17 protein-coding genes and 1 other RNA gene are annotated in these 12,651 nt (G+C 66.4%); 9 read left to right on the top strand and 9 right to left on the bottom strand.

The genetic code is table 11. The annotated features are described in order from the left end of the window. The first annotated feature begins 36 nt into the window (after nt 1–36). Complete coding sequence (locus tag L7H23_RS18235; protein ID WP_237837282.1) at nt 37–2,019, top strand: S9 family peptidase; 1,983 nt, start codon at nt 37–39, stop codon at nt 2,017–2,019. Nucleotides 2,020–2,082: 63 nt separating this feature from the next. Here the strand turns inward: L7H23_RS18235 and rpsD are convergent, their stop codons facing one another. After that, complete coding sequence (gene rpsD, locus L7H23_RS18240; RefSeq protein ID WP_058803739.1) at nt 2,083–2,694, bottom strand: 30S ribosomal protein S4; 612 nt, start codon at nt 2,692–2,694, stop codon at nt 2,083–2,085. Between the two features lie 199 nt (nt 2,695–2,893). On the opposite strand from rpsD, the gene L7H23_RS18245 reads away from it, so the two are divergent. Continuing rightward, on the top strand, nt 2,894–3,217 hold the full coding sequence (locus tag L7H23_RS18245) for a chorismate mutase (protein WP_237837283.1): 324 nt from the start codon (nt 2,894–2,896) through the stop codon (nt 3,215–3,217). Nucleotides 3,218–3,230: 13 nt separating this feature from the next. Here L7H23_RS18245 and L7H23_RS18250 read toward each other — a convergent pair whose 3' ends face one another. The 7 genes from L7H23_RS18250 to rpiB form a co-directional block, all read right to left on the bottom strand. Next, the gene (locus L7H23_RS18250) at nt 3,231–3,452 is read right to left on the bottom strand and encodes a hypothetical protein (protein ID WP_237837284.1); all 222 of its coding nucleotides are present in this window, start codon (nt 3,450–3,452) and stop codon (nt 3,231–3,233) included. A 76-nt stretch (nt 3,453–3,528) separates the two neighbouring features. Then, nucleotides 3,529–3,747: a hypothetical protein gene (locus tag L7H23_RS18255; RefSeq protein WP_237837285.1), complete on the bottom strand. Its 219-nt coding sequence runs from the start codon at nt 3,745–3,747 to the stop codon at nt 3,529–3,531. 101 nt (nt 3,748–3,848) lie between these two features. After that, entirely contained in the window at nt 3,849–4,577 is a 729-nt protein-coding gene (locus tag L7H23_RS18260; RefSeq protein WP_237837286.1) for an RNA methyltransferase, read from the bottom strand. Then, a complete protein-coding gene (nrdR, locus tag L7H23_RS18265) occupies nt 4,574–5,041 on the bottom strand; it encodes a transcriptional regulator NrdR (protein WP_237837287.1) in 468 nt (155 codons plus the stop codon). Before nrdR ends, L7H23_RS18260 begins: the two co-directional genes overlap by 4 nt. A 3-nt stretch (nt 5,042–5,044) precedes the next feature. Continuing rightward, on the bottom strand, nt 5,045–5,263 hold the full coding sequence (locus L7H23_RS18270) for a hypothetical protein (protein ID WP_237837288.1): 219 nt from the start codon (nt 5,261–5,263) through the stop codon (nt 5,045–5,047). A gap of 4 nt (nt 5,264–5,267) precedes the next feature. After that, nucleotides 5,268–6,575 carry a serine hydroxymethyltransferase gene (glyA, locus tag L7H23_RS18275; RefSeq protein ID WP_237837289.1) on the bottom strand — a complete coding sequence of 436 codons (1,308 nt, stop codon included), beginning with the start codon at nt 6,573–6,575 and terminating at the stop codon, nt 5,268–5,270. Then, nucleotides 6,572–7,024 carry a ribose 5-phosphate isomerase B gene (rpiB, locus tag L7H23_RS18280; RefSeq protein ID WP_237837290.1) on the bottom strand — a complete coding sequence of 151 codons (453 nt, stop codon included), beginning with the start codon at nt 7,022–7,024 and terminating at the stop codon, nt 6,572–6,574. Before rpiB ends, glyA begins: the two co-directional genes overlap by 4 nt. A 147-nt stretch (nt 7,025–7,171) precedes the next feature. On the opposite strand from rpiB, the gene L7H23_RS18285 reads away from it, so the two are divergent. Then, nucleotides 7,172–7,336: a hypothetical protein gene (locus L7H23_RS18285; RefSeq protein ID WP_237837291.1), complete on the top strand. Its 165-nt coding sequence runs from the start codon at nt 7,172–7,174 to the stop codon at nt 7,334–7,336. A 7-nt stretch (nt 7,337–7,343) separates the two neighbouring features. Here L7H23_RS18285 and L7H23_RS18290 read toward each other — a convergent pair whose 3' ends face one another. Next, nucleotides 7,344–8,000 carry an alpha/beta hydrolase gene (locus tag L7H23_RS18290; RefSeq protein ID WP_058453864.1) on the bottom strand — a complete coding sequence of 219 codons (657 nt, stop codon included), beginning with the start codon at nt 7,998–8,000 and terminating at the stop codon, nt 7,344–7,346. Between the two features lie 139 nt (nt 8,001–8,139). Between L7H23_RS18290 and L7H23_RS18295 the strand changes: the two genes are divergently transcribed. The 6 genes from L7H23_RS18295 to L7H23_RS18320 all read left to right on the top strand — a co-directional run bounded on the left by L7H23_RS18295 (nt 8,140) and on the right by L7H23_RS18320 (nt 12,644). Next, entirely contained in the window at nt 8,140–9,231 is a 1,092-nt protein-coding gene (locus tag L7H23_RS18295) for an aminotransferase class V-fold PLP-dependent enzyme (protein WP_237837292.1), read from the top strand. Continuing rightward, entirely contained in the window at nt 9,232–9,567 is a 336-nt protein-coding gene (locus L7H23_RS18300) for a 2Fe-2S iron-sulfur cluster-binding protein (RefSeq protein ID WP_237837293.1), read from the top strand. Continuing rightward, nucleotides 9,567–10,448 carry a class A beta-lactamase gene (bla, locus tag L7H23_RS18305; protein WP_237837294.1) on the top strand — a complete coding sequence of 294 codons (882 nt, stop codon included), beginning with the start codon at nt 9,567–9,569 and terminating at the stop codon, nt 10,446–10,448. Before L7H23_RS18300 ends, bla begins: the two co-directional genes overlap by 1 nt. A 41-nt stretch (nt 10,449–10,489) precedes the next feature. Then, nucleotides 10,490–10,587, top strand: an RNA gene (gene ffs, locus L7H23_RS18310) — signal recognition particle sRNA small type. Nucleotides 10,588–10,669: 82 nt separating this feature from the next. Beyond that, nucleotides 10,670–12,298 (top strand): DNA polymerase III subunit gamma/tau, encoded by a 1,629-nt coding sequence (locus tag L7H23_RS18315; protein WP_237839291.1) that lies wholly within the window; start codon nt 10,670–10,672, stop codon nt 12,296–12,298. A gap of 10 nt (nt 12,299–12,308) precedes the next feature. Continuing rightward, nucleotides 12,309–12,644: a YbaB/EbfC family nucleoid-associated protein gene (locus L7H23_RS18320; RefSeq protein WP_237837295.1), complete on the top strand. Its 336-nt coding sequence runs from the start codon at nt 12,309–12,311 to the stop codon at nt 12,642–12,644. The last annotated feature ends 7 nt before the right edge of the window (nt 12,645–12,651 follow it).

Here is a 12,651-nt window from a genome sequence, read left to right on the forward strand (position 1 = left end):
GGCCGGGCCGATGGGAACGGAAATGGGGGAGTCAGGATGATTATCAAAACGGGGGTGCGCCGATCGCTTTCGATCGCGGCGCTGGCGACGGCCTTGTCGGCCGTTCCTGTCGCTCATGCGCAAGGCACGGTCGACAATGCGGCGCGTTTCGGCGCGCTGGAATCGATCCGCGATGTCAGCCTGTCGCCCGACGGCACGCGGATCGCCTATATCGAGAATGGCGAAAAGCTGACGCGGCGCCTGTTCGTCGTCGATACGGCCGAAGGCGCGATGCCGAAGCAGATCCTGTCGAGCAGCGGCGACGACGGCTTTCTGAGCTGGTGTGGCTGGGTGACGAATGCGCGCCTCGCGTGCCAGACCTATCACCGCGACAAGCAGGCGGGCGAAATATTGGGGGCGACCAACATCATCGCGCTCGATGCGGCGGGCGGCAACATGAAGCTGCTGAGCAACCGGCGCAGCGCACGGTCGCTCTATGCCGATTTCCGGGGCGGGAGCGTGATCGACTGGTCGGCGTCGGACAATGGCTCGTTGCTGATGACGCGAAGCTATGTGCCCGAGAACAACACCGGCACCTTTATCGCGCAGCGCGCCGAAGGGCTGGGTGTCGATCGCGTCGATGCCACCAGCGGCGCCAGTTCGCGGGTCGAGGCACCGAACCGCGATGCCATCTATTATCTTTCCGACGGACACGGGCAGGTCCGCGTCATGGCGACGCACGCGTGGCTGAACAGCGGACAGATGAGCCCGACGATCCACTATTCCTATCGGGCGAAGGGCGGCGGCAACTGGAAGGCGCTGTCCGACTATGACATCGCCAGCGAGAAGGGTTTCGATCCGATCGCGATCGACCCGGCGACCGACCGCGTGTTCGGTCTCGACCGGATCGACGGGCGCAAGGCAGTGGTGGCGATGCCGCTCGACGGCAGCGGGACCGTAACCACCATCTATGCGCACCCCGAGGTCGATGTCGACGACGTGATCCGTATCGGCCGCAACGGCCGCATCGTCGGCGTCTCCTATGCGACCGACAAGCGCGTCTCGGTGATGACCGATCCCGCCGTCGCCAAGATGACCGCATCGCTGTCAAAGGCGCTCGGCGGAAAGCAGATACTGATCGCGGACGCGTCGGCGGACGAGAGCCGCTATCTGGTGCGGACCAGTTCGGATACCGATCCGGGGCAATATTATCTGTTCACACCGGCGGCGAAGGAACTGCGGCCCCTGCTCGGCGAGCGCGATGCGCTGGCCGATCTGACGCTCTCCCCGGTACGCCCCGTCACCTATCCCGCCGCCGACGGCACGACGATTCCGGGCTATCTGACGCTGCCGCCCGGACGGGCCGACGCAAAGGGCCTGCCGGCGATCGTGATGCCGCACGGCGGGCCCTCGGCGCGCGACGAATGGGGCTTCGACTGGATGGCGCAATATTTCGCGCAGAGCGGCTATGCCGTGCTGCAGCCCAACTTCCGCGGCTCGTCGGGTTATGGCGACGCCTGGTACCAGAAGAACGGTTTCCAGTCGTGGAAGACGGCGATCGGCGACGTCACCGATGCGGGCAAGTGGCTGACGTCGACGCAGGGTGCTGACCCGGCGAAGCTGTCGATCGTCGGCTGGTCGTACGGCGGCTATGCGGCGCTGCAGTCGGGCGTGCTGGCGCCCGACCTGTTCAAGGCGATCGTTGCCATCGCCCCGGTCACCGACCTCGACCAGCTGAAGCGCGAGGAAACCGACGACGGGGCGGGCGAGATCAACGCGCGCTTCATCGGCACCGGGCCGCACATCAAGGAGGGATCGCCGGCACAGAATGCCGCCGCCATCGTCGCGCCCGTCCTGATGTTCCACGGTACGTTCGACCAGAATGTCCGCGTCGAACAGTCGCGGACGATGAAGCGCGCGCTCGACGCCAAGGGCAAGCGCGCCGACCTGGTCGAATATCCCGAACTGGCCCACAGCCTGGAGACCGGAGAGGCGCGCACCGACATGCTGCGCAAGATCTCCGCTTTCCTGCCGCACTGAGCTGGAACGAAAAGGGGCGGCCCGTTGCCGGACCGCCCCTTTTGAATTCCAGGTGGAACCCGATCAGCGCGAATAGAATTCGACGACGAGGTTCGGTTCCATCTTCACCGGATACGGCACTTCGTCGAGCGTCGGAACGCGGACGTAGGTCGTCTTGGTGCCGTCGACGGCCAGATATTCGGGCAGGTCACGCTCGGGCAGGCTCTGCGCTTCGGCGACCAGCGCCATTTCCTGCGCCTTCTTGCCGAGGGTGATTTCGTCGCCCGGCTTCACGAGGCGGCTGGCGACGTTGCACTTCACGCCGTTCACATAGACGTGGCCGTGGCTGACGAGCTGGCGCGCCGAGAAGATGGTCGGGGTGAACTTCGAGCGATAGACGACCGCGTCGAGACGACGCTCGAGCAGGCCGATCAGGTTCTGACCGGTGTCGCCCTTCATGCGCGACGCTTCGAAATAGTTCTTCTTGAACTGCTTCTCGGTGATGTCGCCGTAATAGCCCTTCAGCTTCTGCTTCGCGCGGAGCTGGATGCCGAAGTCCGACATCTTGCCCTTGCGGCGCTGACCGTGCTGGCCGGGGCCGTATTCGCGGCGGTTGACCGGGCTCTTCGGGCGACCCCAGATGTTTTCGCCCATCCGGCGGTCGAGTTTGTACTTGGCGCTCTGGCGCTTCGACATATGTCGTCTCCAATTTGCTGTGTGCCGAAGGATTTCGGCGGTTCCCGGGTCGCACCGTACGGGCTGGGCCGTACGCGACCACCGCTTCACCGGGGTGCGGGGTCAATTTGCGAAGGCGCGCGGTTAGACGGGTGCGTCGGCCGAGTCAAGGGCCGAGCGCGGCTCGACAGCCGCGAAAAAGCCGCTAAAGGCGGCGCGCATGACTTCCGCCAAATCACCCGAAGCCTGTGAAACGATGATCGACGTCCGTGCAGGGGTCGATCAGGTCGATCGCGAACTCGTCGCCCTGCTCGTCCGCCGCTTTGGCTATATGGATGCCGCAGCGCGCATCAAGGCCGACCGCGGCGCGGTTCGCGACGAGGCGCGCAAGGCGCAGGTGCTCGACAATGTAGCGCGCGAAGCCGAAGCGGCGGGTCTGGACCCGCAGCGCCTGCGTGCCGTGTGGGACGTCCTGGTCGAGCAGTCGATCGCCCATGAATATGGGCAATGGGACGATATCCGCGGTCTTGCCGATCCGCGCTAGGCGGGCACGCGCCTTATTTGGCGCGATACACGTCCAGCTTGTCGGAGGCTTCGTTCCATTCCTTTTGCGTCCGGCACTCGCGCTTGGCGAGGCGGCTGTTCGAGGGACGGACCGTCCGGCAGATCAGCTTTTCCTTCTCGGGAGCCGCGGTGGTCGTATTGCTGTCGGCGGCCGGGGGCGTTGCAGTCTCGGGCGCGGCTGCGGCGAGCGCGAGCGTCAGGACAAGGCTAAACATGGTCACTCCTGGGGGAAGCCGGAGGCAGATCGTCCGCTGCGGGGCGGCGGGGATCGGCGGTCCGGGAAGGGTGTTGTCAGTTGGTCGCGCCGGTCGGGGCGGGTTTCGATTCCGAGCGGGCGGCTTCGTCCGTCGGCTTCGGCTGTTCGGTGACCGTGCGGCAAACGCGCTTCGGGACATTGCTGCCCGACATCTCGATCTTCTCGCAAACCTTCTTGGGCTTCGCCGGCTTGGCAGGCTGAGCCGTATCGGATCCGGTCGCCGCGAGGGCGAGCGAAAGCAGCAAACTCATCATCGAAATCAAACTCCTGGAGATCGGCGCCTTCCGGAGGGGAGGGGGCTGCCGAGCTAAGATGCGGCGTTGCAGCATTTCGCGAACGGATTGTCAATTCCCCGCTAGCGGGGTCGCGGCGTGCGCCCCAATATGGTGATGATCCCGTGCATCATGCGGATGTCGTTGCTCGACCAGCCGGTCTTGGTGAGCGCGGTGCGGATCGTCCGCAGCGTCGCCTCGGTCCGCTCGACCGGAAAGAAATAGCCCGCCGTATCGAGGTCGCGGTTGAGATGTTCGATCAGCTGTTCAAGCTCGCCGTGCGGGGCCGGCGGATCGAGCGGAACCTCGGGCGGGCTGGCGAGTGCCTGACCCTTCGACCATTCATAGGCGAGCAGGATGACCGCCTGCGCGAGGTTCAGCGAGCCGAATTCGGGATTGATCGGGACGGTGACGATGTTGTGCGCCAGCGCCACATCGTCGGTCTCAAGGCCCGAACGCTCGGGCCCGAAGATATAGGCCGAGCGGCCGGCGGTCGCATGCACATCCCTTGCGGCTTCCTCGGGCGTCAGCACCGGCTTGGTCACGCCGCGCTTGCGCACCGTGGTGGCATAGATGGTCTGGCAGTCGGCGACCGCGTCGGCGAGTGTCTCGAAGACTTGGGCCTTCGCGAGCACGATATCGGCGCCCGACGCCGCCGGACCCGCATCGGGGTTCGGCCAGCCGTCGCGTGGCGCGACAAGGCGAAGGTCGGTTAGTCCGAAGTTGAGCATCGCGCGCGCCGCCTTGCCGATATTCTCGGCAAGTTGCGGCCTTACGAGGACGATAACGGGGGGCGGGGCGGCCGCGGTCATTTGCCGGGCCGCGCCGCCTCGGTGATCGAAGAGGCGAATTCCTCGAAATCCTTGGCTTCGGTAAAGTCGCGATAGACGCTGGCGAAGCGGATATAGGCGACATTGTCGAAGCCCTTCAGCGCCTCCATCACCATCGCGCCGATCTGCGCCGCCTGCACTTCATTGTCGCCTGAGGTTTCGAGCTGACGCTGGATACCCGAGACGAGCCGTTCGATCCGCGCGCCGTCGATCGGGCGCTTGCGGCACGCGATCTGGACGCTGCGCATCAGCTTCTCGCGGTCGAAGGGTTCGCGATTGCCGCCGGCTTTCAATACTGCGACCTCGCGGAGCTGGATGCGCTCGAACGTGGTGAAGCGCGCGCCGCAATCCTCGCACTGGCGGCGGCGGCGAATCGCCGCGCCGTCCTCGGTCGGACGACTGTCCTTCACCTGGCTGTCTTCATGTCCGCAATAAGGGCAGCGCATCGGTCAGCGTTTCACCCGGCTGATCAGCGCAATGGCGGCGCCCGCAAACAGACCGACAGGCCATGTCACGACGGGCAGGATCAGGCCCGCGGCGGCGCCGAGTCCGCCGCCGATCAGGACGGGCTTGGTCGAGGGATGCTTTGCCCCCTGCTTGCCCATCGCCTTAATCTCTTCGATCGTCAGCTCGACCAGCGTCGGCTCTTCGGGATGCTGCCGCGCCATCGCCTTACCCCTGATAGATGGGGAAGCGTTCGCACAGCGCGCGCACGCGGCCGCGGACATTCGCCTCGACATCGGCGTCGCCATGTTCGCCCTTGTCGCGCAGCGCTTCCAGAACGTCGGCGACCATATCGCCGATATCCTCGAACTCGGCGATGCCGAAGCCGCGCGTCGTGCCGGCGGGCGAGCCGACGCGGATGCCGCTGGTCTTGACCGGCGGCAGCGGGTCGAAGGGCACGCCATTCTTGTTGCAGGTGATCGCCGAGCGTTCGAGCGCCTCGTCGGCGTCGCGGCCGGTGATGCCGAGCGGACGCAGGTCGATCAGCGCGAGGTGCGTGTCGGTGCCGCCCGCGACGACGTCGGCGCCGCGTGCCTTCAGCCGGTTGGCGAGCGCCTGCGCGTTGGCGATCGTCGCCTTGGCATAGTCCTTGAATTCGGGACGCAGCGCCTCGCCGAAGGCGACCGCTTTCGCGGCGATGACGTGCATCAGCGGGCCGCCCTGCAGGCCGGGGAAGACCGCCGAATTGATACGCTTCGCGATCGCCTCGTCATTGGTCAGGATCATGCCGCCGCGCGGACCGCGCAGCGTCTTGTGCGTCGTCGTGGTGACGACGTGGGCATGCTCCATCGGTGAGGGATGCGCGCCGCCGGCGACGAGGCCCGCGAAATGCGCCATGTCGACCATCAGCAGCGCGCCGACGTCGTCGGCGATCGCCCGGAAGCGCGCGAAGTCGAGCGTGCGCGGATAGGCCGAGCCACCCGCGATGATCAGCGAGGGGCGATGCTCCTTCGCCAATGCCTCGACCTGGTCGAAATCGACGAGATGATCGTCGGCGCGGACGCCATATTGCACCGCGTTGAACCATTTGCCCGACATCGCCGGCGGAGCGCCGTGGGTCAGGTGGCCGCCGGCGTCGAGGCTCATGCCGAGGATCGTCGCGCCGGGCTTGGTCAGCGCCAGCATCACCGCGCCGTTCGCCTGTGCGCCCGAGTGCGGCTGGACGTTGGCGAAGCCGCAGTCGAAGAGCTTCTTGGCGCGGTCGATCGCGAGCTGCTCGACCTCGTCCGACGGGGCGCAGCCCTGATAATAGCGCTTGCCGGGATAGCCCTCGGCATATTTGTTGGTGAAGACCGATCCCTGTGCTTCCAGCACCGCCTTCGAGACGATGTTTTCCGAGGCGATCAGCTCGATCTGATACTGTTCGCGCTCCATTTCATGCTTCATCGCCGCCGCGACCGCGGGGTCGGTGGTGCCTACGCCATCGGTGAAATAGCCGGCCGATTTGATGGGCTTGTCGAGCGTGTCGGTGGTCATCGGCTGGTCTCCAGTTGCGGCGGGTTGGATAGTTTGTCGACGCGGCGCGCGTGGCGGTCGCCGGCGAAATCTGTGGTCAGGAAGGCGGCGATGCACGCCTTCGCCATGTCGATACCGGTCAGGCGCGCGCCGAGCGCGATGACGTTCGCGTCATTATGCTCGCGCGAGAGTTTCGCCGACAGCGGTTCGGACACGAGCGCGCAGCGGCACGCCGGGTTGCGGTTGACCGAGATCGAGATGCCGATGCCCGACCCGCAGAGCGCGACGCCCTTGTCGGCGCTGCCGTCCGCGACCGCTTCGGCCAGACGATAGCCATAGTCAGGATAGTCGACGCTGTCGGGGCCGTTGGTACCGAGGTCGGCGACCTCGTGCCCCTCGGCGCGCAGCCAGTCGGCGAGCACGGCCTTCAGCTCGTATGCGGCGTGGTCAGAGGCTATCGCGATGCGCATCGGTGCGGCTCCCGCTGGAGAAAGGGAATCGATGAGCGGCCTTTAGGCGAAGCGTTTGCACTTGGCCACAGGGAGGCGGCGCTTTTCGACCCCGATTTGTAACAATGGCGGTTTGACCGCCCGGACGCGCCGCCGTAGAGCGCCGCCATGGGCGACACTCTGCTTTCGATAGCCATGCTCGGTGGCTTCGCGCTGCTCGGCGGCGCGTTCATGGTCTTCCGCCACGGCGACCGGCGCCGCGCGCTGCTGATGCTGGTCGCGGCGCTGGTGCTGTTCGCCAATGTGGCGATCTGGATGATCCCGACGAAGTAGGCCGGGCTCAGCGGATCGGCGAATCGGGCGCGAGCCGCATATCCAGATAGTTATCGAGCGATTTCATCAACTGGTCGAGCTCATGCTCGAAGAAGTGGTTGGCGCGCGGGATCTCGTCGTGATGGATCGTGATGCCCTTTTGCGTCCGCAGCTTGTCGACCAGCTTCTGGATCGCGGCCGGCGGAACGATCTCGTCCTGACCGCCCGCGACGATGATGCCCGACGAGGGGCAGGGCGCGAGGAAGCTGAAGTCATACATGTTCGCCGGCGGCGCGACCGACAGGAAGCCGCGGATCTCCGGACGGCGCATCAGCAGCTGCATGCCGATCCATGCACCGAAGCTGAAGCCGGCGACCCACGTGGTCTGCGCCTCGGGATGGATCGACTGGACCCAGTCGAGCGCCGAGGCGGCGTCGCTCAGCTCGCCGATCCCGTTGTCGAACGTACCCTGGCTGCGGCCGACGCCGCGGAAGTTGAAGCGCAGCACGGCGAAGCCGCGCGCGACGAAGCTCTTGTACATCGCCTGCGTGATGCGGTCGTTCATCGTGCCGCCACCCTGCGGGTGCGGGTGCAGGATCAGCGCGACCGGCGCGCGCGGGCGCGGCGGCGGCGAAAAACGGCCTTCGATGCGGCCCTCGGGGCCGGGGAAAATCACGTCGGGCATGGGAGCACCTCTTGTCTTTTTGAGCTCAAGGCCGAATCGCCGGCTGGCGGGGTGGCGGAGCGAAGATGGCGCCTATATAGAAAACGGGTAGCAACTTGCAACTTTTGCGAATCGTTCGCAACAAGGACTCTCTCGGCGGATGATTTACCTCGACTATCAGGCCACTACGCCGCTCGCTCCCGAAGCGCGCGAGGCGATGCTGCGCTGGCTGGAAGGGCCGGGAGAAGGCGATGGGTTTGCGAACCCGTCGAGCACGCACAAGGCGGGCCGCGCTGCTGCGGCGGCGGTCGAAGTCGCGCGCGATCGGGTCGCGGCGCTGCTGCCAAGGGGCGGGAGGGTGTTCTTCACCTCCGGCGCGACGGAGGCGCTCAACTGGGCGTTGTTCAGCGGCGCCAGGGCGAAGCCCGGCGGTGTCGCGGGGCTCAGCATCGAACATGCGGCGTCGCTGCAGTGCCTCGAACGGCTGAATGCGGCCATCCTGCCGGTCGACGGCGCGGGGCTGGCGCTGCCGCCCGGGGATGCGCCGATCCCCGAGAACGGCATCGTCGCGACGATGCTGGTGAACAACGAGGTCGGGACGATCCAGCCGGTCGCCGATTTCGCGGCGACCGCGCACGCGAAGAACAGCCTGCTGCTCTGCGACGCGGTGCAGGGCTATGGCCGCGTCGCGATCCCCGAAGAGGCAGATTTGATCGCGCTTTCGGCGCACAAGATTCACGGGCCGAAGGGCATTGGCGCGCTGTGGGTGAGGGACGGGGTCGATCTCGAGCCTTTGATGTACGGCGGCGCGCAGGAGCAGGGGATGCGGTCGGGCACGGTCTCGCCTGCGCTCTGTGCGGGTTTCGGCGCCGCGGCGGCGCTCGCGGCCGAGCGGTTCGACAAGGATGCGGAGCATGCCGAGCGGCTCTGGTCGCTCGCAATGGATACGCTCCCCGAATGGACGCTCAACGGCGCGGCGAACCCACGTTATCACGGCAACCTCAATATCCGGCGCGAGGGCGTGAACGGGCTCCGCCTGATGTCCGACGCGCGCAATGTCGCCTTCTCGCTGGGCAGCGCGTGCGGCAGCGGGTCGGGCAAGGTCAGCCATGTGCTGCGCGCGATGGGTGTCAGCGAAGCCGACGCGCGCGCCTCGATCCGTCTCGGTTGGGGACGCTATACGACCGAAGAGGCGTTGCGTGAGGGCCTGCAGGCGATCAAGGATGCGGCCCGGCTACAGGGAGTGAATTGATTGCGCGTCACCTTCATCCACGCCGACGGCAAGGGGCGCACCGAGGCCGAAGCCGAGTCGGGCTCCATCCTGCTCGACATCGCGCAGGCGCATCTGATGCCGCTCGAGGGGACGTGCGAGGGGCAGATGGCCTGTTCGACCTGCCATGTCATCGTTGCGAAGGAGGATTTCGACCGCCTGCCGCCCGCGAGCGAGATGGAGGAGGATATGCTCGATCTCGCGGCCGGCGTGCGTCGCACGAGCCGCCTGTCGTGCCAGATCGTGCTGACCGACGATCTCGACGGACTCACTGTCCATATCCCCAGCGAAAGCCGCAACATGCAGGGGCCGCGCTGATGCGGATGCTCGCGATGCTGCCGCTGCTCGCGCTCGCAGCATGCGCCTCATCCTCGTCCGCTCCCGTCCGCGAGCCGACGGGCGATTCGGTCATTCTCGCCAAGCAGCTGGCCGACATCGAGCGGCGGTCGGGCGGGCGGATGGGCATCGCGCTGACCGATACGACCGGGCGGCTGTTGCTGGGGCAGCGCAGCGATCAGCGCTTCGCGATGTGCTCGACCTTCAAGCTGCTCCTCGCCGGGCAGGTCTTGCGCGGCGCGGCGAATGGCGGGCCGTCGCTGCGAACGCCGCTTGCGCTCTCGGCAGCCGATCTGCTGCCGCATTCGCCTTACAGCGAGACGCAGGTCGGCTCCGGCGAACTGCGCCTCGGCTTCGCCGCCGAGCAGATCGTCAAGGTCAGCGACAATGCCGCGGCCAACCTGATTTTGAAGGCGACCGGTGGCCCGGCCAGTTTCACCCAGCGCGTTCGTGCGATGGGCGATGTGGTTACAAGGCTCGACCGCAACGAGCCCGACCTCAACGAGAATGCTCCGGGCGACCCGCGCGACACGACCAGCCCCGCGGCGATGGCGAAGAGCGGCGCGATGCTGGTCTATGGCGACTATCTGAACGCCGACTATCGGCGCCAGCTGCGCGGCTGGCTGATCGACAGCGAGACCGGCCGTGCGCGCATCCGGGCGGGGCTGCCGCCGGCGTGGATCGCGGGCGACAAGACCGGGACTTGCGGGACCGCCTATAACGACGTCGCGTTCATCGAGGCGCCCGACGGCAGCAAATATATGCTCGCGGCGTTCCTCGACCGGCCCACCGTGACCGGCGATGCCGCCAATGCGCTGCTCGCCGAGGTCGGGCGCGCGATTGCGGAGAATCTTCCCGACTGACCGCGCGGCTTGCATTTCGGTGCCGTCGCCGCCATATGCGCCGCGGGAGTCGGGCGGACGCAGTCTTCGCCAACCCGGTCAGGTCCGGAAGGAAGCAGCCGCAACGAATTCGCTGCGGGTCGTTCCGGCTCCCACCCATTTCCCCCTTCGACAAGACCGCGGCACACCCCTAAGACGGGGCCATGAGCGATTCCGCCGACGACGATATCCCGATGCTGGGAATGGACCTGCCCGAGACGGCGCCGCAGCCGTCGAGCGGGCCTTATCGCGTCCTGGCCCGCAAATATCGCCCGCAAACCTTTGCCGAACTGATCGGGCAGGATGCGATGGTGAAGACGCTGGGCAATGCGATTGCCCGCGACCGGCTGGCGCACGCCTTTCTGATGACCGGGGTGCGCGGGGTCGGCAAGACGTCGACCGCGCGCCTGATCGCCAAGGCGCTCAACTGCATCGGTCCCGACGGGCAGGGCGGGCCGACGATCGACCCGTGCGGGGTGTGCGAGCCGTGCCGCGCGATCACCGAAGGGCGCCATATCGACGTGATCGAAATGGACGCCGCATCGAACACCGGCGTCGACGATGTGCGCGAGATTATCGAGGCGGTGCGCTATGCCGCGGTCTCGGCGCGCTACAAGATCTACATCATCGACGAAGTGCACATGTTGTCGCGTAATGCCTTCAACGCGCTTCTGAAAACGCTTGAAGAGCCGCCGCCGCACGTCAAATTCCTGTTCGCGACGACCGAAGTGAACAAGGTGCCGGTGACGGTGCTGTCGCGCTGCCAGCGCTTCGACCTTCGCCGTATCACCCCCGACATGCTCTTCGCGCACTTCAGCGCGATACTGCAGAAGGAAGGCGTCGAGGCCGAGGCGCCGGCGATCTGGCTGATCGCCAACGCCGCCGAGGGATCGGTGCGCGACGGGCTGTCGATCCTCGACCAGGCGATCGCGCACGCCGACCTCGATGGCGGCGGCAAGATCGGCGCCGATCAGGTGCGCACGATGCTCGGCTTGTCGGATCGCACCGCGATCACCCAGTTGATGGCGGCGATCCTCGAAGGCGACAGCGGCGGCGCGATCGATTTGGCCCGCGCGCAATATGCCCTGGGGATCGAGCCCGTCGCGATGGTGCGCGGGCTGATGGACCTGACGCATGCGGTGACGCTCGCCAAGGTGTCGCGCCACGACGACCCCGCGCTTGCCGCGAGCGACCGCGAACGGATCGGCGAGTGGGCGCAGAAGCTGGGTTTCGCGCCCCTCAACCGGTTATGGCAGTTGCTCCTGAAGGGGCATGACGAGGTGCTCCGCGCGAACAATCCGCTCGAGCATCTCGAAATGCTGCTGCTCCGCGTGATTTATGCGGCATCGCTGCCCGATCCGGGCGAGCTCGCGAAACTGCTCGAATCGGGTGGCGTGCCGACGATGCCGCTCGCCGCGCCTCCGGCCCCGGGCGGATCGGAAAGCGCGGCGGCCGAACCGGTTGCCGAGGTCGCGCCGTCGGCGCTGACGATCGCGCAGATCCATCAGTTGCTCGAAAGCACGGGTAATCATCAGCTTGCGCGGCAAGTTTATGATGACCTCAAGCTTCTGGAGCTCGAACCCGGCCTGCTCGTCTATGTGCCGGTTCCAGCGCTTGACGGCGATTTTGCGCGCCGGCTGGGCGAAGCGCTGCTCAACCAGACCGGCAGCCGCTGGCAGGTTCGCGCGGGCGAGGGCGAAGGTCGCCCGAGTCTGGGCCAGATGCGCGCTGCGAAGCTCGCCGACAATGATTCCCGCATTCGCGAACTGCCGGTCGTAAAGGCAGCATTTGCGGCTTTCCCCGAGGCAAGATTTGCCGACGACAGTAAATAGGTCCAAATCCATGAAATCGATCGAAGAAATGATGAAGGCGGCGCAGGAAGCGGCTGCCACGGTGCAGGCCCAGATGCAGGAAGCGCAGGCGAAGCTCGACAATGTCGAGGTCGAGGGCGTTTCGGGCGGCGGGCTCGTCAGGATCACCGCGACCGCCAAGGGCCGGATCAAGGCGATCCATATCGACGACAGCCTGATCGTTCCGGCCGACAAGCAGATGCTCGAAGATTTGCTCGCTGCGGCGTTCAACGACGCCCGCGAAAAGGCCGACCACGCCAGCAACGAGGAAATGGGCAAGATGACCAGCGGTCTGCCGCTGCCGCCGGGTTTCAAGCTGCCGTTCTGACCGGCCG

The organism is Sphingopyxis sp. BSN-002 (assembly GCF_022024275.1).
Taxonomy (GTDB): domain Bacteria; phylum Pseudomonadota; class Alphaproteobacteria; order Sphingomonadales; family Sphingomonadaceae; genus Sphingopyxis.

Excerpts from the sequence above, each read along its gene's own strand:
- L7H23_RS18235 (WP_237837282.1), top strand. The coding sequence starts at position 37 with ATGATTATCAAAACGGGGGTGCGCCGATCGCTTTCGATCGCGGCGCTG.
- rpsD (WP_058803739.1), bottom strand. The coding sequence starts at position 2,694 with ATGTCGAAGCGCCAGAGCGCCAAGTACAAACTCGACCGCCGGATGGGC.
- L7H23_RS18245 (WP_237837283.1), top strand. The coding sequence starts at position 2,894 with ATGACTTCCGCCAAATCACCCGAAGCCTGTGAAACGATGATCGACGTC.
- L7H23_RS18250 (WP_237837284.1), bottom strand. The coding sequence starts at position 3,452 with ATGTTTAGCCTTGTCCTGACGCTCGCGCTCGCCGCAGCCGCGCCCGAG.
- L7H23_RS18255 (WP_237837285.1), bottom strand. The coding sequence starts at position 3,747 with ATGATGAGTTTGCTGCTTTCGCTCGCCCTCGCGGCGACCGGATCCGAT.
- L7H23_RS18260 (WP_237837286.1), bottom strand. The coding sequence starts at position 4,577 with ATGACCGCGGCCGCCCCGCCCCCCGTTATCGTCCTCGTAAGGCCGCAA.
- nrdR (WP_237837287.1), bottom strand. The coding sequence starts at position 5,041 with ATGCGCTGCCCTTATTGCGGACATGAAGACAGCCAGGTGAAGGACAGT.
- L7H23_RS18270 (WP_237837288.1), bottom strand. The coding sequence starts at position 5,263 with ATGGCGCGGCAGCATCCCGAAGAGCCGACGCTGGTCGAGCTGACGATC.
- glyA (WP_237837289.1), bottom strand. The coding sequence starts at position 6,575 with ATGACCACCGACACGCTCGACAAGCCCATCAAATCGGCCGGCTATTTC.
- rpiB (WP_237837290.1), bottom strand. The coding sequence starts at position 7,024 with ATGCGCATCGCGATAGCCTCTGACCACGCCGCATACGAGCTGAAGGCC.
- L7H23_RS18285 (WP_237837291.1), top strand. The coding sequence starts at position 7,172 with ATGGGCGACACTCTGCTTTCGATAGCCATGCTCGGTGGCTTCGCGCTG.
- L7H23_RS18290 (WP_058453864.1), bottom strand. The coding sequence starts at position 8,000 with ATGCCCGACGTGATTTTCCCCGGCCCCGAGGGCCGCATCGAAGGCCGT.
- L7H23_RS18295 (WP_237837292.1), top strand. The coding sequence starts at position 8,140 with ATGATTTACCTCGACTATCAGGCCACTACGCCGCTCGCTCCCGAAGCG.
- bla (WP_237837294.1), top strand. The coding sequence starts at position 9,567 with ATGCGGATGCTCGCGATGCTGCCGCTGCTCGCGCTCGCAGCATGCGCC.
- L7H23_RS18315 (WP_237839291.1), top strand. The coding sequence starts at position 10,670 with ATGGACCTGCCCGAGACGGCGCCGCAGCCGTCGAGCGGGCCTTATCGC.
- L7H23_RS18320 (WP_237837295.1), top strand. The coding sequence starts at position 12,309 with ATGAAATCGATCGAAGAAATGATGAAGGCGGCGCAGGAAGCGGCTGCC.